The organism is Micromonospora pisi, assembly GCF_003633685.1.
GTDB lineage: Bacteria > Actinomycetota > Actinomycetes > Mycobacteriales > Micromonosporaceae > Micromonospora_G > Micromonospora_G pisi.
Genome location: NZ_RBKT01000001.1, coordinates 948,349 through 972,521, shown reverse-complemented (window position 1 = coordinate 972,521; position 24,173 = coordinate 948,349). Strand labels below are relative to the sequence as shown.

At 67.5% G+C, this 24,173-nt stretch carries 16 protein-coding genes and 1 pseudogene; 12 read left to right on the top strand and 5 right to left on the bottom strand.

Annotation, left to right across the window (positions count from 1 at the left end; all coding sequences use genetic code 11):
* Positions 1-131 precede the first annotated feature (131 nt).
* Complete coding sequence (locus BDK92_RS03840) at positions 132-1,706, top strand: alpha/beta hydrolase-fold protein (RefSeq protein WP_121154650.1); 1,575 nt, start codon at positions 132-134, stop codon at positions 1,704-1,706.
* 111 nt (positions 1,707-1,817) lie between these two features.
* On the opposite strand, the gene arfA is transcribed toward BDK92_RS03840, so the two are convergent.
* On the bottom strand, positions 1,818-3,326 hold the full coding sequence (gene arfA, locus BDK92_RS03835; protein WP_121154648.1) for an arabinosylfuranosidase ArfA: 1,509 nt from the start codon (positions 3,324-3,326) through the stop codon (positions 1,818-1,820).
* Positions 3,327-3,738: 412 nt separating this feature from the next.
* Here arfA and BDK92_RS03830 point away from each other — a divergent pair, with 412 nt between their 5' ends.
* From BDK92_RS03830 to BDK92_RS03800, 7 genes are all read left to right on the top strand, one after another.
* Positions 3,739-6,144, top strand: a complete 2,406-nt coding sequence (locus tag BDK92_RS03830) for a glycoside hydrolase family 3 N-terminal domain-containing protein (RefSeq protein ID WP_170208472.1) — start codon at positions 3,739-3,741, stop codon at positions 6,142-6,144.
* 382 nt (positions 6,145-6,526) lie between these two features.
* Positions 6,527-7,549 carry a LacI family DNA-binding transcriptional regulator gene (locus tag BDK92_RS03825; protein WP_121154644.1) on the top strand — a complete coding sequence of 341 codons (1,023 nt, stop codon included), beginning with the start codon at positions 6,527-6,529 and terminating at the stop codon, positions 7,547-7,549.
* A gap of 184 nt (positions 7,550-7,733) precedes the next feature.
* The gene (locus tag BDK92_RS03820; RefSeq protein ID WP_121154642.1) at positions 7,734-9,914 is read left to right on the top strand and encodes an alpha/beta hydrolase-fold protein; all 2,181 of its coding nucleotides are present in this window, start codon (positions 7,734-7,736) and stop codon (positions 9,912-9,914) included.
* A 104-nt stretch (positions 9,915-10,018) separates the two neighbouring features.
* Entirely contained in the window at positions 10,019-11,359 is a 1,341-nt protein-coding gene (locus BDK92_RS03815; protein ID WP_121154640.1) for an ABC transporter substrate-binding protein, read from the top strand.
* A gap of 76 nt (positions 11,360-11,435) precedes the next feature.
* On the top strand, positions 11,436-12,377 hold the full coding sequence (locus BDK92_RS03810; RefSeq protein ID WP_121161583.1) for a carbohydrate ABC transporter permease: 942 nt from the start codon (positions 11,436-11,438) through the stop codon (positions 12,375-12,377).
* Positions 12,377-13,261, top strand: a complete 885-nt coding sequence (locus BDK92_RS03805; protein WP_121154638.1) for a carbohydrate ABC transporter permease — start codon at positions 12,377-12,379, stop codon at positions 13,259-13,261. Before BDK92_RS03810 ends, BDK92_RS03805 begins: the two co-directional genes overlap by 1 nt.
* Before the next feature lie 88 nt (positions 13,262-13,349).
* Positions 13,350-15,077, top strand: coding sequence for an IlvD/Edd family dehydratase (locus BDK92_RS03800; protein WP_121154636.1), 1,728 nt, complete (start codon positions 13,350-13,352; stop codon positions 15,075-15,077).
* A 32-nt stretch (positions 15,078-15,109) separates the two neighbouring features.
* On the opposite strand, the pseudogene BDK92_RS03795 reads toward BDK92_RS03800, so the two are convergent.
* The 3 genes and pseudogenes from BDK92_RS03795 to BDK92_RS03785 form a co-directional block, all read right to left on the bottom strand.
* A pseudogene (locus BDK92_RS03795) lies at positions 15,110-15,370 on the bottom strand (ISL3 family transposase); the annotation flags it as partial.
* A gap of 52 nt (positions 15,371-15,422) precedes the next feature.
* On the bottom strand, positions 15,423-16,394 hold the full coding sequence (locus tag BDK92_RS03790) for a DUF1348 family protein (protein ID WP_121154634.1): 972 nt from the start codon (positions 16,392-16,394) through the stop codon (positions 15,423-15,425).
* Positions 16,395-16,460: 66 nt separating this feature from the next.
* Entirely contained in the window at positions 16,461-17,150 is a 690-nt protein-coding gene (locus BDK92_RS03785; protein ID WP_121154632.1) for a pyridoxamine 5'-phosphate oxidase family protein, read from the bottom strand.
* A gap of 361 nt (positions 17,151-17,511) precedes the next feature.
* Between BDK92_RS03785 and BDK92_RS03780 the strand changes: the two genes are divergently transcribed.
* From BDK92_RS03780 to BDK92_RS03765, 4 genes are all read left to right on the top strand, one after another.
* Positions 17,512-18,036 (top strand): CGNR zinc finger domain-containing protein, encoded by a 525-nt coding sequence (locus BDK92_RS03780; protein WP_121154630.1) that lies wholly within the window; start codon positions 17,512-17,514, stop codon positions 18,034-18,036.
* Positions 18,037-18,629: 593 nt separating this feature from the next.
* Positions 18,630-19,025 carry a hypothetical protein gene (locus BDK92_RS03775; protein WP_121154629.1) on the top strand — a complete coding sequence of 132 codons (396 nt, stop codon included), beginning with the start codon at positions 18,630-18,632 and terminating at the stop codon, positions 19,023-19,025.
* Between the two features lie 218 nt (positions 19,026-19,243).
* Positions 19,244-20,275: a DUF808 domain-containing protein gene (locus BDK92_RS03770; RefSeq protein WP_121154627.1), complete on the top strand. Its 1,032-nt coding sequence runs from the start codon at positions 19,244-19,246 to the stop codon at positions 20,273-20,275.
* Between the two features lie 493 nt (positions 20,276-20,768).
* A complete protein-coding gene (locus tag BDK92_RS03765; protein ID WP_121154625.1) occupies positions 20,769-22,301 on the top strand; it encodes a non-reducing end alpha-L-arabinofuranosidase family hydrolase in 1,533 nt (510 codons plus the stop codon).
* A 272-nt stretch (positions 22,302-22,573) separates the two neighbouring features.
* On the opposite strand, the gene BDK92_RS03760 is transcribed toward BDK92_RS03765, so the two are convergent.
* A complete protein-coding gene (locus tag BDK92_RS03760; protein WP_170208471.1) occupies positions 22,574-24,094 on the bottom strand; it encodes an arabinofuranosidase catalytic domain-containing protein in 1,521 nt (506 codons plus the stop codon).
* Positions 24,095-24,173 lie beyond the last annotated feature (79 nt).

The following is a 24,173-nucleotide window of genomic DNA, read 5'->3' as shown; positions in this document are numbered from 1 at the left end:
TTCTCGACAGGGTCCGATGTTAGCGCTCGCATAGCGGCATCGCTCGTAACTGGTATCCGTTCACCTCACCATCGAATGGTTGGTCGGCTGCTCGGTGCGGTCTGACCACACGCCGAAGAGGGAGCAGGAACATGCCCGTCGCAATTCCCCGTCCCCTGACGCCGACGCCGAGTCGTCGGCTGATGCTCGCACTGCTCGCCGCCGTCACCGTTGCGGCCGGAACGGTCGCGGCCCCCGCGGCGTCGGCCGCGCCGCCCGCGCCGCTGGGCCCGACCGTCACCCGCACCGACAAGCCGCCCGCCGGGTACGCGGTCACCTTCAGGTATCGGGCGCCCGAGGACGTCCAGCAGGTCCACGTCTACGGCGACTGGTTCTACTCGCGCCCGGAGAACATCCCGTGCCAGGACTGCGGCGATGCTCGGCCACCCGGCGAGTGGCAGCCCGGCGACGTGGCGGCAACCCCGTGGCACATCCTGCCCATGCAGAGGGGCTCCGACGGGGTGTGGACGTTCACCACACCGCTGCCGGCGGGCACCTTCCGCTACGCGTTCACCCACGACTGCGCCAACGAGCTCGCCACCGGCTGCACGCTGCACGACGACCCCGCGAACCGATGGCAGATCCAGCCGCAGTATCCGGGCGCGCCCGGTGCGGTACGCAGCACGATCTACGTGCCGACCAGCAAGAAGTTCCCGACGTACGACACCGGCTACCAGGCGCCGGTCGCTGAGACCGGCCGGTTGGAGTCCCGGCGGTACTCCTCACCGCTGTCCACGAACCCGCCGGGAGTGCACGACATCGTCGTCTACCTGCCGCATGGCTACGACCCCAACCGGGCCGAGCCGTACCCAACCCTCTACCTGAGCCACGGCAGTGGTGACCACTCGACCGCCTGGACGATGCAGGGCGTGGCCCACCTCATCCTGGAGAACGCGATCAGGGATCGTGCCGTGCAGCCGATGGTGATCGTCTCCACCGACTTCAACGGCCTGCCCGGCGGCAACGAGGGCTACGTCAACGAGCTGCGGAACAACATCTTCCCGTTCGTCGAGCAGAACTACCACGTCTCCACCCGCCCGCAGGACCGCGCGTTCGGTGGCTTCTCCGCCGGCGGCAGCCGGGCATACACCATCATGTACAACCACACCGACCTGTTCGGCTACCACGCTGCCTGGAGCGCCGGCGGCCCGGCCGCCACCCAGCCGCAGATCGACAGCATGAAGGCGGTGGCCGGCGGCATCATGATCGGCACCGGGCTCCAGGACCGCCTGGGCAACATCGCCGAGAACTCGCAGCGCAACGCTGCCGCCCTGCGGGCGTCCGGCGTCGAGCTGGACGAGTACAACGTGCCCGGCGTGCACACCTGGCACGTCTGGCGCCCCCTGTTGAACCACTATTTGCGGGCCCTGACGTTCCGTGCCACCACGACCGGTCTCGACGTCACGGCGGCACCCGAGGGCGCCTCGCACCACACCAAGGTCACCGCTACCGCGACGGTCGGTGCCGTCAGCACCAGCACCTCCGCCCCCTCCGGCAAGGTCGACTTCTACGCTGGCGACACGCACCTCGGGTCGGCGCCGGTGCACAACGGTGTCGCCCGGCTGAAGAAAACCGTCCACGGCGAACTGGGCGCTCCGGTGGTTGCCCGCTACCAGGGCGACAGGCTCTTCAACGGTTCCCTGAGCGCACCGGCCGACGCCCGGTAGAACCCGGTGCGAGGTCTCACTACGAACGGTGGCGCGGCCCCGGTCGCTCGCCCCTGGCGACAGCCAGGAGCAAGCGACCGGGGCATCGCCGGCAGCTGGTTCGTCAGCCGCTCACGGGGCCACTTCCGTGGCGTCCAGTCGCAGCATGGTCCAGGACGCGGGTGGAAGGGTCAGCCGCACACCGGTACCGGCCTGGTGCGCCGTGTCGTTAGGGCGCGGAGCGGCGTGGTCCGGGCCGTCGGGTGTGTTCCTGGCGTCAAGGTCGGTGCCACCAACGGTGACGCATTCGACGATCCCGTTCACCCGGGCGCCACTGACGTCGACGGTCACCTCGCTAGGGGTGGCGGTGACGCGGTTGACGAGGAACACGGTCATCTCGCCGGTGCTGTCGTCCCAGGTGGAGACCGCGTCGACCGCGTCGATTTCGCCGAAGCGGTCGGTGGTCGTCGTGCTGCCGTCGCGGAGCACGTCGAGCACGGCGCCACGGGCGTGCCGGGCGGTGCGGGCAAAGGGGTGGAAGATGGTCTGGCGCCAGGCCGAGCCCCCGGGTTCGGTCATGATCGGTGCGATGACGTTGACCAGTTGGGCCTGGCAGGCCGCGGTCACCCGGTCGCTGTGCCGGAGCAGGCTGATCAGCAGACCGCCGACGACGACGGCGTCGGCCACGCTGTAGTGATCCTCCAGCAGGGGCGGCGCGACCGGCCAGTCCGCACCGCTCGGCGGGGTGGACGGAGCGGCGGACTGGTACCAGACGTTCCACTCGTCAAACGCGATCATGATCTTCTTGGTCGACCTGCGGATCGCCCCGACAGAATCGGCGATGGCGGTGACGGAGTCGATGTACCTGTCCATCTCCTCGGCGGAGGCGAGGAAACTGGGCAGGTCGTCGTCGACCGGCTGGTAGTAGGCGTGCAGCGAGATCAGGTCGACGTCGTCGTACGCCTCGGTGAGCACATCGCGTTCCCAACTGCCGAACGTGGGCATGCCGAGGTGCGACGAGCCGCAGGCGACAAGCTCGAGATCTGGATCGAAACGGCGCATGGCCTTCGCGGTCTGCGCCGCGAGGCGCCCGTACTCGGTTGCGGACCGCGCCCCCACCTGCCACGGGCCGTCCATCTCGTTGCCGAGGCACCACAGCCTGATCCTGTACGGCCTGTCCGCGCCGTTGTCGCGGCGCTGGTCGGCGAGGTGACTGCCACCACGGTGGTTGGCGTACTCGAGGAGGTCGACGGCCTCGGCGGTGCCGCGGGTGCCGAGGTTGACCGCCATGATCGGGTCGACGTCCGCCTTGCCGACCCAGCGCATGAACTCGTCGAGCCCGAACGCGTTGGTCTCCAGGCTGTGCCAGGCGAGATCGAGCCTGGCCGGCCGTTGGTCGACCGGGCCGATGCCGTCCTCCCAGCGATAGGAGGAAACGAAGTTGCCGCCCGGATAGCGGACCGTGGTGACGCCCAACTCCCGGACGAGCGCGAGAACGTCACGTCGAAAGCCGTCCCCGTCGGCGGTCGGGTGCCCCGGCTCGTAGATGCCGGTGTAGACACAGCGCCCCAGATGCTCCACGAACGAGCCGAAGAGCCGGCGAGGCACCGGCGCGACGCGTCGACGAGGGTCGAGGCTCAGACGATAGGGGAGTGGACTGTCGGCGCCGGCCGGATGCCCCGGCGCTCCGTCGAGGTGGGTGTTCAGGGCAGGCTCCCTTCGTGCGAGGTCCCGCCGCCGAGGTTGACGTCGCGACGCCGGGGCCAGGGGTGGTGGGGTCAGTGCGAGGTCTGGACAACATCATGGTCGTCGATTACGTTCGTGATCGATGTAAACGTTACCGATTACGTTTACACAAGGGAACGCGATGCCCGCGATCAATGTCCGCGCCGGCGGCCCGCACCATGTCGCCCCCGTACGGTCGGTGTCTCGTGCCCAGGCGATCCTCGTCGTCGCCGCGTCCCTGCCGCCGTCCGCCCGCACCCGGACGGGAGTCGAGGCGTCGAGACCGATGAGGCCAAAAGCAGGCTGTGGCGGCGATTGGGGTGACCAGATGACCACTGTGAAACCGGAGACCGGGGCGACCTACGTCGATGCGACCGCGCCCGTCGAGGAACGGGTGTCGGATCTGTTGGCTCGGATGACCCGCGAGGAGAAGCTCGCGCAACTGGGCAGCACCTGGGCGTTCGCGGTACTGGAGGGCGGACGGTTCTCCGTGCGGCGCGCCCGGCCGATCCTTGCGCAGGGCCTGGGGCACGTGACCCGCGTCGCGGGAGCCACCAGCCTGAAGGCGGCGCAGGTGGCGCAGGTCGCCAACGCGATCCAGCGGTACCTGGTGACCGAGACCCGCCTGGGGATCCCGGCGATCGTGCACGAGGAGGTGTGCTCGGGTGTGATGGCGCGGGAGGCGACCATTTTCCCGCAGGCGATCGGGGTCGCGAGCACCTGGTCGCCGGAGCTGAACGGGCAGTTGGCGGACGCCGTTCGCGCGCAGATGCGCGCCATGGGCAGCCACCAGGGGCTCTCTCCGGTGCTGGACGTGGTGCGTGACCCCCGGTGGGGCCGGACGGAGGAAACCTACGGCGAGGATCCGTATCTGGTGGCCCGGATGGGGGTGGCGTTCGTCAAGGGTCTCCAGGGCGCCGACCTGACCAACGGCATCATCGCGACGGCCAAGCACTTCGTCGGTTACGGGGCGTCCGAGGGTGGGCTGAACTGGGCGCCGGCCCACCTGCCGCCGCGTCTGCTGCGGGAGGTCTACCTGTATCCGTTCGAAGCGGCGGTCCGCGAGGGCGGCCTTCAGTCGGTGATGGCTGGCTACCACGAGCTGGACGGGATCCCGTGCCACGCCAACCGCGAGCTCCTCGTCGACATCCTCCGCCGGCAGTGGGGCTTCGGGGGAAGCGTGGTGTCCGACTACTTCGCCGTCAACGACCTCCACTCGTACCACCACTTCGGGCAGGACCAGCAGCAAGCGGCGACGCTGGGCCTCGGCGCCGGTGTCGACGTCGAGCTTCCGGCCACGGACGCGTACGCGGACGCCCTGACGCGCGCACTGGACGCCGGCGAGGTCAGCGAGGCGCGGCTCGACGAGGCGGTCTCGCGGGTCCTACGGCACAAGTTCGAACTCGGGCTCTTCGAGGCCCCGTACGTCGACGAGGGTGCGGTCGTGGCGGCGGTGAACGCCGAGCGGCACCGGGACGTGGCGCTCGAGATCGCTCGTCGCAGCCTCGTCCTGCTCAAGAACGACGGCGTCCTGCCGCTGCTTCCGGAAGCCGCAACGGTGGCTCTCATCGGGCCGAATGCCGACGACGCCCGACACCTGCTCGGTGACTACTCGTTCGCGGCCCACATCGAGGCGTTGACCGAGGCGCGCGAGCGGCGGGGCCTGCTCGGCGAGATGATGACGATCCCGGACGATCTGGAGATTGACGAGAGTACCGACGGGGTGCCCACGGTGCGTGACGAGCTCATGGCGCGTCTGGGCGACCGGCTGAGCTACGTGCCGGGATGCGACGTGGTCGATCCGTCGACAGATGGCTTCGACGAGGCGGTCGCGGTGGCCGCGGCGGCCGATGTCGCGGTGCTGGTCCTGGGTGACCGCTCGGGTCTCACGCCCAGGGCGACAACGGGCGAGTCACGGGACCGGTCCAGTCTGGACCTCCCCGGCGTCCAGGAAGACCTGGTCCGCGCCGTCGTCGCCACCGGTACCCCCGTCGTGGCAGTGCTCGTCGCTGGTCGACCCGTCGGCAGCGACTTCCTGCACGAGCAGTGCGCCGCGGTGCTGATGGCCTGGTTGCCCGGCCAGACCGGGGCGCAGGCGATCGCCGAGGTGCTGCTCGGCGAGGTGAACCCGAGCGGAAGGCTGCCGATCTCGTATCCCCGCAGCGTGGGACAGATACCCGTCTTCTACGGCCACAAGGTGTCCGGCGGCCGGTCGCACTGGCACGGCGACTACGTGGATTCGCCGGTCGCGCCGCGATACTGCTTCGGGCACGGCCTCGGATACGCGTCGTTCAGCATCGACGAGGCCACGGTGCGACACGCGGAGGTTCGCGTCGGCGACAGCGTCAGTGTCGAGGTCGTGGTGACCAACACCGGCCATCGAGCGGGCGAGGAGGTCGTCCAGCTCTACGTCCGCGACCCGCAGGCAACGGTCACCCGACCGGTGCTCGAGCTGAAGGGCTTCGCCCGCGTCTCGGCCGCCGCCGGCCAGCGGGTGGCTGTGCGGTTCGACCTGCCCACGGGTCAACTCGGTTTCTACGACAGGGACATGAACTACACCGTCGAGCCCGGCCAGATCGAGGTGTACGCCGGCTTCTCGGCGCACGACCGCACCCTTGCCGGCAGCGTTGTCATCAGCGCGGATGCGGACCGATCGCCGACGCCGAAGGTCTACACGGGTACCGCCCAGGTTCGGGTCCTGCCCAACGGAGCATCTCTGCCGACGCTCGACTGAGTCGGCGGCGCGGGGGTGCGACGGGTGGGCCCGATATGCGCCCGGGTGGGGATGAACAGACGAGTTAGCGGGCGGCCGCATTACTCGCCATCGTTTCCTCCACCGCCGCTGCGGAATTGACTGACGGACGGTATCGGCTCGTTGTCAGTGGGTTGAACCACGGCAGCGAACGTCGTTCTCCTATCGGCTACCGAGAGCGATGGCTGTTAACGTGCCCGCAGCGACGCCGAGTGATGCTCCATGCCCGTGCAAGCGTCCTGATAGGAACGCCTTATCGGGTCCGCGCAGGGATGAGAAAGTCTTGTGTTCGTAATAGTTGTCAGTTACGTTGGTAACACCCTGGAAACGTAACCGATAACGATTGCAGTCCAGAGGGAGTGGCATGACCGAGGTCAATGTGCCGGTAACAATGAGTGATGTTGCTCGAGTCGCCGGTGTTTCCACCGCCACTGTCTCGCGCGTGGTCAACGGGCATTACGGCGTCAGCGCCAGCACGATGGCCCATGTCCGTTCCGCCATCGAGCAGCTCGGCTACGAGTCGAGTCTGGTCGCCACGAGCCTCCGGCGCAGCCGCACGAATGTCCTGGGTCTCGTGACGCACAGCTTCCAGTCGTATACGGCGGAGGTGCTCAAGGGGGTGATGAAGGCGTTGAGTCGCTCGGGCTTCGACCTGATCATCTACGCCAACAGTGACCTCTACGGGTCGTATTCGGAGGGCTGGGAGCAGCGGCACCTGACCCGCCTGTCGGGCACCCTCACCGACGGGTGCATCGTGGTCACGCCCTGGGGTGAGGTGCGGAGCCGTACGCCGGTCGTGGCCATCGACCCGGCGAGGGGCTCGACGGCGCCCTCGGTGACGGCCGACAACTTCGCGGGCGCCACCACCGCGGTCGAGCACCTGCTCGGCCTGGGCCATCGGCGCATCGGGTTCATCGCGGGCCGGTCCAGTCTGGTGGCGGCCTGGTCCCGAGAGGAGGGATACCGTGCGGCGCTGACCGACGCTGGCGTCCCGGTCGACCCGACGTTGATCGGCCGAGGGGATTTCAACCCCGAGTCGGCAGTCCCGTTGGCACGTGCCCTCTTGCAACAGGCGGACCCGCCGACGGCGATCTTCGCGGCGAGCGACGGGATGGCCCTCAAGGTTCTGGAGGTCGCCAGGGAGCTGGGGGTCTCCGTCCCCGCGGACCTGTCCGTCGTCGGGTTCGACAACATCCCGGAGTCGGCGTTGACGGAGCCGGGCCTGACCACCGTGGACCAGTCGATGTACCAGCTGGGATACGAAGCCGCTCGCATGCTGAAGTCCCTGGTGACCGGCGAGTGGGAGGGGCCGCGCCAGATAGTGCTTCCGACCAGCCTCGTGGTGCGAAGCTCGACCGCGCCACCGAAGAGCACGGGACAACCGTGATGTGCGTCCGCCGACGAGACCGCCCCGGCCACGCCGGACACCGCACCGCACCGAGCGATCACGCCGGGTGGGTCCCTGGCATGACCGTGAAGGAGGTGTCGACGCAAGCCCACGGCTAGATCCACCAGTGAGTCGAGCCGGTCAGACGGGTCGCATCCGCTGCCGGCACAGAAAGGAGTGGAGCGTGACAACTGAACCGTACCATGGGCGCTTACGCCGTCTGGGCGTGCGCCGGCTCTCGGCGGCGTTCACCACCGGAGTCATCGCAGTCGCGGCGGTTCTGCTCGCACCGCAACCGGCGGCCGCGGACACGCCGTGGCTGGCCGTCTCCCAGGACCGCTACGCCTCGTTCACCGTCCCTGCCGCGTACGTCCAGGAGCACCTGGGCGCGGTGTCGCAGGTCGTCGTCGAGGGTAACTTCGGTCCATCCTCGGCCTGGTCGGAGTTCGGACTCACCCGCCGTGGTGACGTGTGGTCGGGCGTTCTCGGCGCACTCGAGCCCGGGCTGTACCACTACCAGCTCACCGCCGACGACACGAAGAGCCTCAAGGATCCGACGAACAGCACCAGTGTGGCGTCCAACCCACTCTGGAGCACGTTCCTCGTCGCGGGTGACTCGGCACGTTGGCTGACGGACGCACCACCCGGCACCGGCGGCAAGATCGAGACGCTGACCTACCGGACCAGGAACGGGCAGCGATCGGCCCTGGTCTGGACACCACCGGGATACACGGCGAAGGGTCCGAAGGGTTACCCGGCGCTCTACCTCCAGTCGGGTGACGGTGCAGCCGGCACCGACTGGCTCGATCTCGGTCGATCCAAACAGATCCTCGACAACCTCTCGGCCGAGGGAGCCATGAGGCCGATGGTGGTCGTGATCAACGATGCCAACGGCTCGGACGACACGGAGCTGAAGGACCTCCGGAAGGCGGTCGCCGACAGCTACCGGGTCCTTCGCGATCCGGCGAACCAGGCGATCGCGGGCGTGTCCGACGGCGCAACGCTGGCGGTAAGGGCAGCGCTGGTCGAGCCGGGTCAGTTCGGCTACGTCGGCTGGTTCTCGGGCCAGTCGGTCCCGGACGTCGACCGGAAGAACGCCAAGGCGATCAACCGCAGCGTCGAGTTGCTGCGTCTCTACACGGGCAACGTGACCGATCCCGCGCACAATGTCACCTACCGGCTGACGAAGGCGTTGGGTCGGGCCGATGTCAGGTTCGAGTTCGACGGGGTCAACCCGGACGGCGGTGCGAACTGGGACACCTGGCAGGAGAACCTCGTCGACTTCGTGCCGCGGCTGTTCCGGCACGTGTCGGACCACGGGCCGAGCCCGGGTCATCGACAGTTGAAGGGGGAGTTCACCACGCCGCCGGCGGGCACCACGCCGACGCCCTTCCTCAGCGAGGACGGGTTCGTCACCTTCGAGACCACCACGGACTTCAAGGATGCTCAGCACGTCACGGTGTGGGCGAACTGGGCGCCGGGCGGCAGTTGGCTGCGCGTGCCACTGACCCGCGACGGCGACCGGTGGCGAGCGACCGTGGGTCCGCTGAAGCCGTGGTTCTACTACTACCGTCTGATCGTCGACCGGGTCGCGGTCAAGGACAGCTCGAACCCGACGAAGGTGACCTCCGAGCCGATGTGGAGCACCTTCCTCATCCCGGGACCGGGCGCCCGCCTGCTGTCGGATGTGCCCGCCGGCCGGGGCGGGACGGTCGAGAGCATGACCTATCCGAGCACCGTGGCCGGCCAGGACCGCACGGCGCTGGTGTGGACTCCACCCGGCTACGACCCGGGCCGCGCCCAGCCGTACCCCGTCCTCTATCTCCAGCACGGTAGCGGTCAGAACTACACGGACTGGGTCGAGATGGGACGCGCCAAACAGATCCTCGACCATCAGTTCCTCGACGGCGACCTCACGCCCATGGTCGTCGTGATGGGCAACGGCAACTCGTCAAACTTCAACAAGGAGTTGCTGGAGAACATCGTCCCGACGGCCCGTGCCCGCTACAACATCTCCAGCGACCCGTCCCAGCAGGCGCTCGCCGGCCTGTCGATGGGCGGTGGGCAGGCGCTGGGAGTGCTCCGGGCGTACCCGGGCGAGTTCGCCTACGTCGCGGCCCTCTCGGCCGGGTTCGGCAGCGGCGCCGGCGTCGACGTGGAGGCGATCAACAACGGGACCAGGATGCTGCGCCTGTACGTCGGCGACCAGACCGACTTCGTGTACCCGAGTTTCATGGCGTCGCTGACCACATTGAACAACCTCGGTATTCGCTACGAGTTCGACGGGGTCACCCCCGGGCCGCACGGCTGGGACGTGTGGCAGAAGAACCTCATCGACCTGGCGCCGCGGCTGTTCAAGCGCTAGGAGCCTGTCCAGGCGACGCCACCGGGAGCAGGGCTTCCTGCCCCGGTGGCGCCCGCCAGCGCATGGATGCCTGTGCACCGCGATCCCCGAAGGGAACCGTCGCAATGAAGAGAAGACGAATACTTGCCACCGTAGCCATGCTCGCGGCCGGGAGTGCCCTCGTCGCCTGCTCCTCCGACGAGGGCGGAAGCGACGCGAGCAACTGCACGAACACCATCACCAAGCAGAACCTGCCGGTCGTGACGATGTGGGGCTGGTACCCCAACACACAGCTCGTCGTCGACAACTTCAACAAGCAGAACGACGAGGTGCAGGTCTGCTGGACCAATGTGGGACAGGGCAGCGACGAGTACGACAAGTTCCAGACGGCCATTTCGGCGGGCACCGGCGCGCCCGACGTGATCATGGTCGAGATGGACCGGATCCCGACCTTCCAGATCCAGGGTGCACTCGTCGACATCAGGAAGTACGGCTTCGACGCGGTCAAGGCCAACTATGGCGAGGGCGCCTGGAAGGACGTGTCGGTGGGCGACGCGATCTACGGCGTCCCGGTCGACGGCGGGCCGGTAGGCATGATCTACCGGAAGGACATCTTCGACAAGTACGCCATCACGCCGCCGAAGACCTGGGCCGAGTACGAGCAGGCCGCGCAGAAGGTGAAGGACGCCGGCGGCCCGCTCTTCGGGGACCTCGGCGCGAACGTCCCGGCGCTCACGATGGCGCTGCAGATCCAGAAAGGCGCCACTCCGTTCACCTACGATCCGGCGCAGCCGAAATCGATCGGCGTGAAGCTCAACGACCAGGCGTCCAAGGACGTGCTGGACTACTGGGGCGGACTCGCGCGCAAGGGTCTGGTCGGGACGCAGGACCAGTTCACCCCGGAGTACATCTCCGGCGTGATCAACGGGAACTACGCGACGTACATCTCGGCGGCGTGGGCGCCCGGCTACCTCACCGGCGCGGGCGTCGGCAAGGGCCAGGACACCGGCAAGTTCGCGGTGGCGCCGCTGCCGCAGTGGGATCCATCCAACCCGGTGCAGGTGAACTGGGGCGGGTCGGCCTTCTCGGTGACCAAACAGGCGAAGAAGCCGGAGCTTGCGGCAAAGGTTGCCTACGGGCTCTACGCCGACAACGAGTCGCTCACCGACGGCTGGACCAACCAGATCATCTTCCCGCTGAACCTCACGGCGCTCAACGACCCCAAGTTCGTCGACCTGAAGGTGGCGTTCTTCAACGGGCAGCAGGCGAACAAGGAGGTCTACGTCCCCGCCGCGAACGCCTACAAGGGCGTCGCCTACAGCCCCTTCGGTCAGTACTACCTCGACGCCATGACGAAGCAGGTCAGCGAGATCATCAAGGGCTCCGTCAGTGGTTCGCAGGCTGCCGACCGGCTCCAGGAGGACGTGGCGAAGTACGCCAAGGAACAGGGATTCACCGTTCAGTGACCGGATGGGTGGGCCGCGCCCGCACCGAGCGGCCGGCCCACCCTCGACCCTCAGCGTCCACGTCCCGGAGACCAAGATGACACTCCTGACCGAGAAGCGCACACCGCGTGCTCGCAATGAGACGCGCAAGATCCGTGGCAAGGTGCACCTCCGCGAGCACCTGATGGGGTGGCTCTTCGTCGGGCCATTCGGGGTCGTCTTCCTGGCGTTCCTCATCGCGCCGTTGGCATACGCGCTGTATCTCAGTCTTTTCCAGAAGAAGCTGATCGGCGGCACCAGCTTCGTCCTCTTCGACAACTACGTGAAGGCGTTCACGGACCCGAGCTTCCTGTCCGGGGCGTGGTTCGTCATCCGCTTCTCGCTCGTCGCCATCCCGCTGCAGATCGTCATCGCGCTCACGATGGCCCTCATCCTGGACGCGGTGACCAACCTGTTCGCCCGATTCTCCCGCCTCATGATCTTTCTTCCCTACGCGATCCCCACCGTCATCGGGGCTGTGATGTGGGGGTTCCTCTACAGCAAGGGCTTCGGCCCGCTCACCGACATCTTCGGGCTGTTCGGCGCCTCCGCCCCCGATTTCCTGAGCAGCAACCTGATCTTCTACGGCCTGCTCAACATCGTCACCTGGCAGTGGGCCGGCTACTACATGATTATCCTGTACGCGGCGTTGCAGGGAGTCGACCCGACGCTCTACGAGGCCGCCCGGATGGACGGCGCCGGACGATGGCAGATCGCGCTGCGGATCAAAATCCCGCTGATCGCGCCCGCGCTGATCCTGATCCTGGTCTTCTCGCTCATCGGCACCCTGCAGTTCTTCAACGAACCGCAGATCCTGCGATACCTCGCCGCGGGCACGATCGGGGCGGACTTCACCCCCAACATGTACGCGTACCAGCAGGCGTTCTCGCTCGCCAACTTCAACTACGGGTCCGCGATCTCGTTCGCCCTCGGCGGAGTCGTGTTCATCTGCGTGTACGCATTCCTGTTCTTCACCCGCAAGCGGAGGAGCTTCCTCTGATGACCGACCGCACGAGCGCCCGGGCTGGCTCCCGCCGACCGCAACGCTTCCTCCCTCTGCAAATTCTTCTCGGCTTCCTGGTGATCTATTTCCTCGTGCCCTTCTGGTGGGTCATCGTCAACAGCTCCAAGGACGCACCGGGCCTGTTCGGCGGCGGCAACACTCTGTGGTTCTCCGACCAGATCGACTACCTCGGGAACCTCAGGCAGCTCTTCACCTACGACGGGGGCATCTACCTCCGGTGGATCCTCAACTCCACGTTGTACGCGCTCGCCGGCGGCATCGGCGCCACGGTGCTGGCGGTCATGGCCGGCTACGGGTTCGCCAAGTACCGTTTCGCAGCCCGGCGCTTCAGCTTCGCCGTGGTGCTCGGCGCGTTGATGGTGCCCGCCACCGCCCTGGTCATCCCGACCTTCATCATGTTCTCCCGGCTCGGCCTGACGAACACGGTCTGGGCGGTGATCCTCCCGTCGCTGCTCAATCCGTTCGGCGTCTACCTGATGCACGTGTACGCGCGCGACGCCGTCTCCGACGAACTCCTGGACGCGGCGCGGGTCGACGGCGCGGGGGAGGTGCGCACGTTCCTCCAGATCGCCCTCCCACTGATGCGCCCCGCGGTGGTCACCGTGCTGCTCCTGTCCGCCGTGGCGTCCTGGAACAACTACTTCCTGCCCCTGGCGATGCTCTCCGACAACCGGCTCTTCCCCGTCACCGTCGGACTCGGCCTCTGGCAGGGGATCGCGTCCGCGAACAACGCGGGAACCACCTCGCTGTGGAGCCTCATCATTCTGGGCTCACTCGTGTCCGTGATCCCACTGATCATCGCGTTCTTCAGTCTTCAACGGCACTGGCGCGGCGGGCTGTCCGTCGGAGGCGTCAGGTAGGTCGCGCTCGTGTCACCAGCCAAACCACCACCCGCTCAATGATCGCCGCGCACCCGTGCGGCCGGACGGATGACAGAGAGGTGTGCTGATGTCGACGACGAATCGACCGCTGCGCAGCGGGCAGTGGTTCGGTGCGGAGGGCCGCAACGGATTCATCCATCGGTCCTGGATGCGTAACCAGGGGTTCGCGGACGACGTCTTCGACGGTCGCCCGGTGATCGGCATTGCCACCACCTGGTCGGAGCTGACCCCCTGCAACGCCCACCTGAGAGACCTGGCCGAATCGGTGAAGCGGGGCGTGTGGGAGAGCGGGGGCCTGCCACTGGAGTTCTCCGCGATGAGCCTGGGCGAGCCCCTCATGCGACCCACGACCATGCTCTACCGCAACCTGCTGGCGATGGAATTGGAGGAGTCGGTCCGAGCCAACCCGCTCGACGGGGTGGTCTTGCTCTCCGGCTGCGACAAGACCACTCCCGGCCTACTGATGGGGGCGGCGAGCGTCGACCTACCAACTCTGATGATGACCGGCGGCCCGATGCTCAACGGCAAGTTCCGCGGCCAGGACATCGGTTCGGGCACCGTCGTCTGGCGCTTCACCGAGGAGATGCGGGCGGGCCGGATGAGCGCCGCCGACTGCGCGGAGGCGGAGGTCGGCATGTCCCGCAGCCGGGGTCACTGCATGACCATGGGGACCGCCTCCACGATGGCCTGTGTCACCGAGGCGCTGGGCGTGCAACTCCCGGGGGCCGCCGCCGTGCCGGCGGTCGACTCCCGGAGGTACGCGCTCGCACATGCCGCGGGACGTCGGATCACAGCCATGGTCGAACAGGATCAGCGGCTGTCCACGGTCCTCACCAGGCACGCGTTCGAAAACGCCATCCGGGTCAACGCCGCGATCGGCGGTTCGACCAATGCCGTCGTACACCTGCTCGCGATTGCCGGACGCCTCGGTGTTCCCCTGTCACTGGAGGACTTCGACACACTCACCGCCGACGTGCCCATGCTTGCCAACCTCATGCCGTCCGGCGCGTACCTCATGGAGGACTTCGCCTACGCGGGCGGCGTTCCGGCCGTGATGGCGGAGATCGCCCCGCTGCTGCACCTCGACCACGTCACCGTCAGCGGGAAGAGCGTGGCCGACAACATCAGCGGTGCCCAGTGCTGGAACCGGGACGTCATCGGCACCCTGGCGGAGCCATTCCAGCCCGCCGGCTCGGGCACCGTGGTGCTGCGCGGGTCGCTCGCGCCGTCCGGGGCTGTGCTGAAGGTCTCCGCCGCCTCCGCGCATCTCCTCAAGCACACCGGACCGGCGCTCGTCTTCGACCGGATCGAGGACTACGTCGTCGCCGCCGACGATCCGGACCTCGACGTCACCTCCGACACGGTGATCGTGGTCCGGAACGCCGGGCCGCGCGGCTACCCCGGTTTTCCGGAAGTGGGCAACGTGCCCATGCCACGACGGCTGCTCGCCGACGGCATCACGGACATGGTGCGGATCTCCGACGCCCGCATGAGCGGCACCGGGTACGGCACCTGCATCCTGCACGTGGCCCCGGAGGCGTCCGTGGGCGGCCCGCTCGCGCTGGTGCGCACCGGGGACCTGGTCCGCGTCGACGTCCCGGCGCGGTGCCTGGAACTCCTGGTCGACGACGCGGAACTCGCCCAACGCCGCGCCGCCTGGCAGCCACCATCGCCGGTGGCCGACCGGGGATGGGTACGGCTGTACAGCGAACACGTCCTGCAAGCCGACAAGGGCGCGGATCTGGACTTCCTCGTCGGTGGCAGCGGCAGCGCCGTACCCCGTCACTCACACTGACGACCTTGCGGGGGTCAGGCGGAGCGCCTGACCCCACCGGTCGGTCTGGCTCTGGTCAGGGCGGCGTTGACGGCGTCGCGGTCGAGGCCGAGTCCGCGGGTGAAGGTGCGCAGGTGGGGCAGGTCCGTGGCCTTGACGTCGGCGATCCAGGTGGCGAGGAGTTCGGTGTTGCCGTGGGCGGGGGTGAGGAGGACGGCGAAGTCGCGTATGAAGCCGGTCCGGGCGGTCATCTGTGGGCAGGCGGCGGTGAGGGTGTCGACGAGCGTCCGCTGGGGCTCTTTGAGCTCGTCCGGGCCGTCATTTCGATCGCCGATGTCCGGGGGTGTGGACCCGACAGATTCTTCCTCAGAGGGACGCGGAATCGCCGGGCCGCACGTCGACGAGCACATTCGTCAAGCCCGCCTCCTCGAACGCACGTACGACGTCGTCGGCGTCCTGGGTGTAGTGCCCCCAGCCGTCCTGGTGCATCGGCACCACTGCCCGGGCACCGAGCAGGGCCGCCGCTCGTGCCGCCATTTCGGCGTTCAGGGTGAGCAACCCGTTGCCGCGTACGGGGATCCGGGCTGCGCCGAGGTTGAGGATCGCGATTTCTGTCGCCGGAAAGTGCTCCGCGACAACCGCCACGATGTCCAATGAGGCGTTGTCACCGCTGATGTAGACCGTCGGCCAGTCGTCGGCCTCCAGCACGAATCCGACGACCGGGCCGTTGACCACACCGATCTCCGGTGTCCCGTGCAGCGCCGGGACCGCCGTGATTCGTATGTCGCCGACCTCGGCGTGCTCGAACGGCCGGAGGCCGGTGGAATGGGGACCGAGATTCTGTGCCCCCGCCGTGGTGGTGAACACCCGTCGGGCCCTGCGTGCGTACTCCCGTCCGGAGGTGTCGAGGTTGTCGATGTGGTGCTCGTGCGACACGAGCACCACATCGACCTGGTCGAGGTCCCCGGGCGGGACACTCGGGCCGGTCAGCTTGGTCGCGGTGACCGGCCCGTTCTGGTACGTCCCCGGTTGGTCGAAGGTCGGGTCCAGCACGATGCGCGAGCCCGCATAGTCGAGGACTGCTGTCGGCCCGCCAATGGAGCGTACAGTCAGGTTGTTCATGTCTTTTTCCTTAGTTTCCGGTTCTTGCGGAACGCCCGGGAGCTGTTTGCGGAAAGCGTGATCGAGATCGTGTTCCCACTTGTCGGCCAGGAACGCATCGATTTCGTCGCGGCCGGTGAGCAAGGTCGAACGGCTGCGCCAGGTGCTGCCGGGTGTGTAGGCGGCGGCGACGCGGCGCGGGTCGCGAGTGATCCAGGCTTCTTCGGTGGCCTGCACCTTGACCGGGCGGTGTCTCAGGTGAACCGGGCAATCAGTGGCGCAGCGGTACGGGTTTCATGGTTGTCAATGTTCATGGCCGTCCTTGTTGCCGGTGCCGTCGCCAGGTGGTGCGGGCCGGAGTTGCAGTTGCTCGCGAAGGACGCGGTTGTCCGCACGGAGGCGCGCGAGTTCTTCGTGTACGGGCGTGAGTGCGTCGGCTAGTTCGGCTGCGCTGTAGCGAGGCGTGATGTGTTGGGGGCAGTTCCAGTCGTAGCTGTGGATGTCGATGGTGATCAGCCGCTCGACCTTGCCGCGCTGCCCAGGCACACGCAGCCTTTCCAGCAGGTCCCCTGGCGTGCCGTCATGGACGTCGGTGACACGGGCGGTACCGATGATTTTGAGGCGACGTTGATGGGCGTAGTCCATGAGCAGCAGTGATACCCGCGGTGAGTTGCCGAGGTTACCGACCGACAGGTACTGCCGGTTGCCGCGCAGGTCGGCCCAGCCGAGGACGCTGTGCCCGTCGACGGGCTCAAGAACCCGTAGGAAGCCAGTGGGGCCGCCGCGATGCTGCAGATAGGGCCAGCCGTTCTCGCTGACGGTGGCGAGGTAGAAGCTGTCACGTTCAGCGACGAAGGCGGCCTCGGCGGCGTTGAGCAGCGGGTTCGTGTCCCAGCCGACGAGCAAACGTTGGACAGCCGCTTGGCTGCCGTAGCGCTCTTGCGCGGCCGCCACTGACGGAGTGGTCAGTTCTTGCAGGTAGCGGTATGGCATGGGGCGGATCCTCCGGCGTGGGTGAGGGCGGGGGGCGGGCTGCCCGTCGCGGATGGACGGGTGAGCCAGGGAAGCGTGCGGCCGATGAAGTCGCGGATGAGCGCGACCTCCTCGCCCTGGGTTTCCAGGCGAAATTGCCCGCGTCGAGTAGGTGCAGCTTGGCCTCGGGCAGGTTGCGGACGTGCTTGTTGGCGGACCACCCCGCGACGACCAGCCGGGGCGACCGGGAAAAAACGGCACATGTGACCCGGAGAGGTGCACAGGTCCCAGCTTTTCTAACCTCCTTAGAGACTTTGACCGGTAATAAGGTACGACGCCTCGGCTAACCTGTCAAATGGCGATAGGTGGTAAGATCGGTTGCATGACGCGGCGACCGCTGGTGGGCGAGCCCCTCGCTCTGGACCTGGTCAACACTCAGTGGGTTGAGCGTGGCCGCATGGTCGACCTGTTCGACGAGCCCGACGGACTACGGGAGTGGCTCGCCGAGCAACGACTCGCGGGCGACCCCGGAACGGTGGAGATCCCGTTGCGCCAAGCGCGTTCGGCGCTGCGCCGCATCCTCGAGCAGCCCGGGGAGGACGCCGAACAGGAGATCAACGCGATCCTCGCCCGCGGCGCCCTCCGCTACACGCTGCGCCAGACAACCGTGCACGAGCACCATGACATCGACGACAGTTGGCTCCCCGCCTGGCAGGCGGTCAACAACTACCTGGACCTGCTCCGGCAACAACCCAACCGGATCCGACCCTGCGGCAACCCCGCCTGTGTCCTGCACTTCTACGACACCTCGCGCAACGGCACCCGACGCTGGTGCTCCATGGATGGCTGCGGCGGTCGCGCCAAAGCCGCCCGCCACTACCAACGCCACCGCATACCAACCTCATAACCGCGGAGCAGGCGCCGCAACCGGTAGCGGCGCACCGGTCCGCGCGCTGCGGCTTCGCGACGCCGCAGCCGGATGAGGCATGGCCAATCGCGATGCCTCGTCGCGGATATCGCCACCGAAGGGTCCTGTGCACCCCGCACGGAGGGCCGAGAGCCCAACGCCCATGCGAAACCTTGGGTACGCACCTGACGATGATCGACATGATCGCCCTGCGGCGGGTGTACGGGCTGGTCCTGGCGGGACCACGCAGACGTGGCTGTGGGCGTTGGCGCGGTCCGGCGCGGACGCGCGTCATGCCCTGCGGGGACCATCCGGACCAGCACCGACCACCCGGACCGGCCGATGATCACCTGGCCGCTCATCCACTGTGCACGGTCGTGCTGGTCGGCTAGCGTGCTAGCGCGAGGGACCCCGAGCTCGAGCGGTTCCCGGACCCCGCTCCAACGACCGTAGGGGAGCAAGCATGAAGAGATTCCTGCCGCGCCGGCTCGGGCTGGTGTTCACTCCCGGACAATCGCCGCGACCTGCGCTACTCGCCGATCGCCGACGACGGCTCATTCCGGATCGACTGGCTCGGCCCGTACGAGTGGCCGTTGCTGTTCAAGTCAGACCAGCACCCGTACCAGTGGAGCGGACAGGTGGGCAACCGGTTGCTGGCCGACCTGGTGCCGGCGACGATTGGGGCGACTGAGCCCTATCTCTTCAGTCTCTCCAGCGGAACATATGTCGGCGTGCACATCCCGGATGAGCCGCCGGGCCCGCTCCGCCTGGTGATGCGTAACGTGGCTACCGGGGAGGCGGTTGCCTTCGGGGAGGACGACGACGCCAACCACCACGTACGGCCCATGATCCTCGGTGGTCAGCAGGTCAAGTGGGAGTGTCTCTGCCCGAGCGGCGTCCGGTGGCACGGTGGCACGGACTTCGCCAGCGCGACCCCGGTGGTGATCCACACCATGACACTGCCGTATCTGACCTTCGAAGGACCGTAGAGCGCCTCGACCCGTTCCCCGGGCTCGAGGGACGGGCCAAACTCCACCCAGGCGTTGTCGGACGACGCGATCACGGGCCGGTCCATGATCCGGCGGGCAGCCTCTACCCCGCCCGGATGCCGGTCAGACATATGACGGGCCGGTAACATGCACTCGGGCAGGAACCTGAGCGAGAATGGGCCAGCCCGGACTTCGCTCAACCCTGGAAGGACCATCCCTTGGCCGGTGGACTCGTAGCCCTGCTGGACGACGTGGCGGTGCTGGCTCGTGCCGCTGCCGCGTCGATCGATGACATCGGGGCGGCCGCCGCGAAGGCCGGCGCCAAGGCGGCGGGCGTCGTCGTCGACGACGCCGCCGTCACGCCGCAGTACGTACGGAGCCTGGCGTCCGAGCGCGAGTTGCCGATCATCAAGCGCATCGCCCTGGGGTCGCTACGCAACAAGTTCTTCATCATCCTGCCGGCGGTGCTGCTGCTCAGCCAGTTCGTGCCCTGGCTGCTCACTCCGATCCTGATGCTCGGCGGCGCCTACCTGTGTTACGAAGGCGCGGAAAAGGTGTGGGCCAAGATCGCCCATCACGATGCCCACGGCGCGGGCGAGGAGAAGGTGCAGGACGAGACCACGCTGGTGTCCGGGGCTGTCCGGACCGACCTGGTCCTCTCGGCGGAGATCATGGTCATCGCCCTCAACGAGGTGATCGAAGAGGCGTTCTGGTCCCGCCTGGCGATCCTCGCTCTCGTCGCCCTCGTCATAACCGTTGCGGTGTACGGCGTTGTGGCCCTGATCGTGAGGATGGACGACGCCGGGCTGCGCCTGGCGCAACTTTCCGGCGCCACCGCCAGCTTCGGCCGCGGGCTGGTGCGGGCGATGCCGATGGTTCTCACCGTGCTGACGGTGGTCGGCACCGCCGCCATGCTGTGGGTGGGCGGACACATCCTGCTGGTCGGCGCGGACGAGCTGGGCCTGCACTTTCTGTACGGGGCCGTGCACCACGTGGAGGAAGCCGCTCACCACGCCACGGGTGCTTTTGGTGGGCTCGTCGGCTGGCTCGTCAACACGGTGGCCAGCGCGATCCTCGGGCTGATCGTCGGCGCTCTGGTCGTACTGGTCATGACCTTCACGCTCCACCGTCGCAAGCCCAAGGCTGCGGCTGTGGCGGCGATGACTGGCACTGATGACACCATCCCCGCGACGCCGCCCCGTGCGGCGCAGCGCCGCGACGCTTCTGCGGACGGGGCACCGCGCGCCTGACCACAGGGCTCCTTGCCCTCGGATCGCCGCGTCGAACGTGGCGAGCCTGCCATGGCATTGGTTGTGTGTCCGGCGGCGCGTACCGCGATCCGCCTGGTTCCGGGTGACCACTTCATCCAGAAACGGTGATGTTAGCGCCAACATCTCGCCCGCCCTGGGAGTCCGTCCCGGTCTGCGTCGGTGGGTGGAGTGATGCGCGCGGGGAGTCGGTTGAAGAGCGGTCGCGTCGGGGGCTGCGGTGCGCTACCGGTCGCTCGACCCGGAATATTACGACTTGACGAACGGCGTGTTATCGCTCACAGTCGATGCTTGAGGACGGCGGCGCCTGTGGCTTACCGGGCAAGCCTGCTTCGTCGGACCTTTGGGATGAGCGCGCGCTGGGCACGCGCAGGTTTTGTTAGCGCTAACAGCTTGGCGCGTACGCCTGGCCCATGCGTCGCGGTGCGCCCATCTTCGGGTGGACCGTTCGGCTCTTGGTCATTGGAGGAGGATCATGTCTGCCTTTGATAGGTCTCTGTCGATCGCGCCGCCGTTGCGGCGGCGCGGGTGGTTGCCGCGGGTCGTCGCGGCTGGCGTGACGGCCGTGGTGGTCGGTGCCGCCGCCGCCGCAGTGGTGTCGACGCCCGCTGCTGCGGCGACGGTCGACACAAGCGCGTGGTACGTGTTGGTGAACCGCAACAGTGGCAAGGCGTTGGACGTGTACAACCTGGCCACCAACGACGGGGCCCGGATCACCCAGTGGTCCCGGAACAACGGCAACCAGCAGCAGTGGCAGTTTGTCGACTCCGGCGGCGGCTACTACCGGTTGAAGTCGCGGCTGTCAGGCAAGGTGCTGGACGTCTACAACTGGTCGACCGCCAACGGTGCCAGCATCGTGCAGTGGACCGATGGCAACGGGGCCAACCAGCAGTTCCGGCTGGCGGACTCGGCTGGCGGCTACGTCCGGTTGATCAATCGGAACAGTAACAAGGCGGTGGAGGTGCAGGGCGCCTCCACCGCTGACGGTGGCAACGTCGTGCAGTACGACGACTGGGGTGGCAACAACCAGCAGTGGCAACTCGTCCGCGTCGACGGCGGAGTCACCCCCACCACGCCGCCGACGACACCGCCGGGCGGCACATGCGGTCTTCCGTCGACGTACCGTTGGACATCGACGGGCTCGCTGGCGAACCCGAGGTCCGGGTGGGTTTCGCTCAAGGACTTCACCCACGCCCCGTACAACGGCAGGCAACTCGTCTATGCGACGACGCACGACACGGGGACGACGTGGGGGTCGATGAACTTCGGCCTCTTCACGAACTGGTCCGAGATGGCCTCGGCCAGCCAGAACCAGATGCCGTTCGCGGCTGTCGCGCCCACGCTGTTCTACTTCGCCCCGAGGAACATCTGGGTGCTCGCCTACCAGTGGGGTGCGACCGCCTTCTCCTACCGGACGTCGAGCGACCCCACCAATGTGAATGGATGGTCGTCGCAGCAGCCGCTCTTCACCGGAAGCATCTCCGACTCCGGTACGGGACCCATCGATCAGGCGCTGATCGGTGACAGCACGAACATGTACCTGTTCTTCGCCGGGGACAACGGCAGGATCTATCGGGCCAGTATGCCCATCGGGAATTTCCCGGGCAATTTCGGCTCGACGTCGACGGTGATCATGAGCGACTCGACGAACAACCTGTTCGAAGCGGTTCAGGTCTACAAGCTCCAGGGTGAGAACCGATACCTCATGCTCGTCGAGGCGATCGGCGCGCAGGGTCGCTACTTCCGTTCGTTCACGGCCACCAGTCTGGGCGGTTCGTGGACGCCGCAGGCCGCAACCGAGAGCAATCCCTTCGCCGGCAAGGCCAACAGCGGCGCCACCTGGACCAACGACATCAGCCACGGCGAGCTGATCCGGAGCAACGCTGATCAGACCATGACCGTTGATCCCTGCAACCTGCGGTTGCTCTACCAGGGACGATCCCCCAACTCCGGCGGCGACTACGGCCTCCTGCCTTACCGACCGGGTTTGCTGACGCTGCAACGCTAGGGGCGACGCAGGCCCCGGCTCGGCCGTTCCTGTCGTTCGCGGACAGCGGGATATGCCGGATCGGGTGCGTTGTCACGGCCCGCGATCAGGATCGGGTGGAGCTTGAGGGGCGGGCTCGGTGAAAGCCGAGCCCGCCCCGCCTCACGTCGTGATTCGCAGATCATCCTGCTGTCCGAGCGAGGTCGTGCGCGACCGTCCTTAGGTTGATGCGTGATCAGCCACGGGTGGACCATCGCTGGTCTTGTTCCATTGCAGGACATTGATAGTCAGAGTCAGCGGTAGCCGGCGGATATCACGTTGGCCTGCACCGCGTTCTCGGCCGCGTCGGACGGATAACCGGCGACCATGGCCCCTTCGTAGAAGGTGCCGGCGCTCAGGTTCGCGCCGCCGTCGGGCTTGCAGCAGTCCCCACCGCTGCCCAGGACGATGGCACCCTGCTTCTTCATCGGGCTGTATCCCGGTGGTAGCGCGCCGTCCCAGAGCGTGTAAAGGCTGCCGGACTGGGCATTGCTGCCCTTGATCGCGAAGCGCGTAGTGCCGTTGTTCTTCAGGGTCGCGGTGACGAACTTGCTGTTGAAGGCGCGCTGGTTCGGGTTCCAACTCTGGCTACCACCGGGGAAGAGACCCCATTCGAGATCCGCCTGCACCCAGGGGCCGGTGCCGGAGCAGCCGCCGAACCAACACTGCGTACCGAAGTTGATGGCATCCATCGCTCCGGCGGCATCGGCCTTCCTCGTCGTCTCGCTGTTGCCGTAGTCGAAGCAGCAGCCGTTGTTCACGTGCGTGCCGCTGGTCACCATGTACATGCCCTCGGGGGCGGCACCCGTCGGCACTCCGGTCAGGTGCCCGTCCCGCCAGTAGCTGTTGCCGGGGTTGATGTACAGCGAGTACGCCTTGGCGCCGCCCACCGTCAGAGACTCCGAGGTAGCAACCGCCGGCTTGCTCTGTGGCGAGCCCGGAACCACGCTCGATCCCTGGTACCAGAGGTCGTTACCCCGCCCGGACTGGTCGAAGACGACCGTCACCACGCAGGTCGTGCCGGCGCAGAACGAGTCCTGCGTCGCCGCGTCGGCCGTGCCGCCCGCGCTCGACAGGCCGATATTCCGGGTCGTGTTGTCCGACGAGCGCCGGACCTGGTACAGGTAGCCGGTGTACGCGGCATAGAGCGCCCGCGTCGTGCTGTGCGCCGCTACGCATGGGGTGCCGCCGGAGGCGTAGATGTCACACGGACGCGTGCCGGTCGGTGGGGGAGCGGTTGGTGAGGTCCATTGCTGGTTGACGCCGCCGTGGCAGGTCCAGAGGTGGATTTTGGTGCCGTTCGCGGTGCCGTAGCCGCTGGCGTCGAGGCACAGCCCGGAGTGGACCCCGGTGATGGTGCCGTTGGCGTTGACGTTCCACTGCTGGTTGGTCTGGCCGTTGCAGTCCCAGATCACCGCCGGTGTGCCGTTGGCGGTGCCCAGGCCGTACGCGTCCAGGCACTTGTTGCCGTACACCATGAGCTGTTTGCTCGACGTCCAGGTCCAGGTCTGGTTGGCACCGCCATGGCAGTCCCACAGCTGCGCCTGGGTGCCGTTGACGGTGCTCGAGTTGGGGACCTCGAGGCAGCGACCGGACGGTGCGCCCACGACCCGGGTGCTCTGTCCCGGCTCGATGGTGGCCATCGGCGCCGGCGCCGTGGCGGCGGCTTCGGCGGCCGGCAACGGGGCACCGGGGGCGGCGCCACTGACGATGAGGACGCCAACCAGTGCGCCGGCCAGGACGGCCAGGCGGCGGAGGCGAGGGCGTCTCGGCATGAGGTTGGGAGCTGGTCCTGATCCGCTACGGGACGGGGTTTGCACGAGTGACTCCTTGGGGTCGTAGCAGCGCCGGGGC

Coding starts and splice junctions, on each gene's coding strand:
- BDK92_RS03840 (WP_121154650.1), top strand. CDS start 132: ATGCCCGTCGCAATTCCCCGTCCCCTGACGCCGACGCCGAGTCGTCGG.
- BDK92_RS03830 (WP_170208472.1), top strand. CDS start 3,739: ATGACCACTGTGAAACCGGAGACCGGGGCGACCTACGTCGATGCGACC.
- BDK92_RS03825 (WP_121154644.1), top strand. CDS start 6,527: ATGACCGAGGTCAATGTGCCGGTAACAATGAGTGATGTTGCTCGAGTC.
- BDK92_RS03815 (WP_121154640.1), top strand. CDS start 10,019: ATGAAGAGAAGACGAATACTTGCCACCGTAGCCATGCTCGCGGCCGGG.
- BDK92_RS03810 (WP_121161583.1), top strand. CDS start 11,436: ATGACACTCCTGACCGAGAAGCGCACACCGCGTGCTCGCAATGAGACG.
- BDK92_RS03805 (WP_121154638.1), top strand. CDS start 12,377: ATGACCGACCGCACGAGCGCCCGGGCTGGCTCCCGCCGACCGCAACGC.
- BDK92_RS03800 (WP_121154636.1), top strand. CDS start 13,350: ATGTCGACGACGAATCGACCGCTGCGCAGCGGGCAGTGGTTCGGTGCG.
- BDK92_RS03785 (WP_121154632.1), bottom strand. CDS start 17,150: ATGCCATACCGCTACCTGCAAGAACTGACCACTCCGTCAGTGGCGGCC.
- BDK92_RS03780 (WP_121154630.1), top strand. CDS start 17,512: ATGACGCGGCGACCGCTGGTGGGCGAGCCCCTCGCTCTGGACCTGGTC.
- BDK92_RS03765 (WP_121154625.1), top strand. CDS start 20,769: ATGTCTGCCTTTGATAGGTCTCTGTCGATCGCGCCGCCGTTGCGGCGG.
- BDK92_RS03760 (WP_170208471.1), bottom strand. CDS start 24,094: ATGCCGAGACGCCCTCGCCTCCGCCGCCTGGCCGTCCTGGCCGGCGCA.